Source organism: Bacillus pseudomycoides DSM 12442 (genome assembly GCF_000161455.1).
In the GTDB taxonomy this organism is placed as follows: Bacteria; Bacillota; Bacilli; order Bacillales; family Bacillaceae_G; genus Bacillus_A; species Bacillus_A pseudomycoides.
Window position 1 is genome coordinate 5,356,566 of sequence record NZ_CM000745.1, and the last position, 2,497, is coordinate 5,359,062.

General features: G+C 40.4%; 2 protein-coding genes. Both read left to right on the top strand.

Features of this window, described 5'->3' with window-relative positions:
- A partial coding sequence (locus BPMYX0001_RS27135) for an exosporium glycoprotein BclB-related protein (protein ID WP_279626201.1) occupies positions 1 to 514 on the top strand: 514 nt, incomplete at its 5' end.
- Between the two features lie 457 nt (positions 515 to 971).
- Positions 972 to 1,790 (top strand): carbohydrate binding domain-containing protein, encoded by an 819-nt coding sequence (locus BPMYX0001_RS32840; protein WP_006097378.1) that lies wholly within the window; start codon positions 972 to 974, stop codon positions 1,788 to 1,790.
- Positions 1,791 to 2,497: the final 707 nt, after the last annotated feature.

The following is a 2,497-nucleotide window of genomic DNA, read 5'->3' on the forward strand; positions in this document are numbered from 1 at the left end:
TGGTGGTGGTGGTGCTATAGTTGCATTTTCATCTGGACTGACGCCAGCTAACATGACTGTTATTGGCCCTGGGTTAATTGGTATTCCGAGTTTCATTGGATTTGGAACTGCTACTCCTGGCGCGGTCGTATTAGGTGCTAATATAAACTTGTTGGGCTTAGAAAATGAAGCATTTACCGTACCTCGTGTTGGAATTCTTGATTCAATATTTGCCAACTACACCGCGACAGGGTTTTCTGTGGCTAGTACTGCAACCGTTCGAGCACAATTATATATCAATCTCGCTGTCAACAATAACACCAACGTATTTACTCCATTCGGGCCTTTGGTGACATTAGCTCCACCCATCGTAGGAATTGTAGGTTTCTTAAATGCTGATGGCAATGCAACTGGAATAAATTTACAGGTAAATCCAGGAGATCGTTTGCTAATGGTCTTTTCTTTATTAGGCGGTACTGGTTCTGTTGCTTCTGTTCTTTCAGGCAACGCAAGTGCTGGCATTTCAATTCTTTAATTTAATCATCTCACCAACAAAATCAAAAGACATCGTTACACCTTTTCGACAAAAGAGAGAGATGCTAATCCAGTAAAGATTGAACTATTGACTTAGCGGGTAGGTATGAAAAAAGAGATGTCTTTTTAGATAGCAAGAATTCGATATTCAATCGGATTCTTGCTTTTTTCTTTATCTTTTCTCTTATCGCTGTCTGTGGCTATGATTAAAACAATCAAGAGGCTACGAAGATCCCAATATCCCTAAAGTACATGTGTAATTCTTGTGAAACAATCAAATTTAGTCACCTCACAAGAAAACAAAGTAATTTAGAACTATTTCGGATTAAGACATGATTTTTTTTAAAGCGCCCCTATTTCGTAGAAAGTACCCAGTACCATTATCTTCTATCATTCATACAATGTATGGATGTTTATATTTTTATTAAATTTCATACAAAAGATTAGGAGGAATTAATTTGGATAGGTTTCATGAACATAATTGCATACCACTAAATTGTTTATTCCCTTTACCTCAACCTGGGCCGACGGGGCCTGCTGGACCGACTGGACCGACCGGGCCTGCTGGAACAGGTAATACTGGACCTACGGGGCCGACTGGACCTACGGGGCCGACTGGGCAAGCTGGAACAGGTAATACTGGACCGACTGGACCGACCGGACCGACTGGACCTACTGGACCGACTGGACCTACTGGACCAGGATGCTGTCCATGTACCAACCTGCTCAACAACCCTGGATTTGATGATGGAGCTACAGGTGGTGTTATAGATTGGAACTCTTCAGCGACTGGAGCCACAGTAGTAGATACAGGAACTCAGCCAGACAACAACTCACACAGCGGTGTTTTGACAAGTCCAACCGGAGCTCGCATCCAGGCTGTAGCAATTGAACCCGGTGCATTTATCACCCAATCTGTTCATGTTGATCCAGGTTGTTGCTATACACTTTCCTTTGCTGCTAGTTCAAGGGCTAACGCACTGCTCGTAGCATCTGTAGCTTTTAGCCAAAACTTTGACTGTGTGACTCCGCCTTCTCCTGCGAACATTGTTGATCTGGGTATCCCAAATATTGTACCAAATAATCATCATCCTCAATCTACTTTCTCTCATTATACTCTCGTTGTATGTGTGCCTGCCGGTGCGACAAGAGCGTGTATTTCTTTCCAAAACATTTTACCTAGCCAAGGAAGTGGGGGAACGGCCTTTATTGACAACGTCGTATTCCAGCCTACCGGTGGAGGTTGTGACCCAAATTCATGCGTGCAGAATTTCTAATTGATTGACGAAATGGTAGCTTCTTAGTGAAACTGCTATTTCCAGGCTGTGGAGAAAGTCTTCTCCACAGCCTGCTTTGTATCTGAATGCTTTTTCATCTTTCATTACGAAGTTTCTATTACATATTCTCTCAGCGCTTCTTCCCATTTCCTCATAGGAGCAAAACCACTCAGTTTTAGGCACAGGTGCTGTAACACCGAATAGTATGACCTTTCTACTTTCACTCCATATTATTCTGTTTTCACAGGAAGAACCGTAACACTAGTTCCTATTTCTTAAAAAATATCAGCATACTATCATTCCTAAAGGTAGAATACTTCTTTTTTAGTTCTTTCACAAATCTGAGAATTTCTTATCTTTTTTCTGTTTACAAGAGAAAGCTCATTTACATAAACTATTTTACGTTATCAGAAAATATTGTGCATAACAATAAAATCCCAAAACTAACTCCAATAGCACAATATAGAACAGACTCTCAAATAATTTGGAAATCTCACTTTAAAATACTGTACTCATTTACACCTTTTAGAGTAAATACCTGGTGCCATTATTTTTTACCATTCATACACTGTATTGTTGTCACCATTTATTAATAAATTTTATACAAAAGATGAGGAGGAACTAACTTGGATAGGTTTAATAAACATAACTGCATACCGCTTAATTGTTTATTTCCTTTACCTCAACCCGGACCGACTGGACCTGCT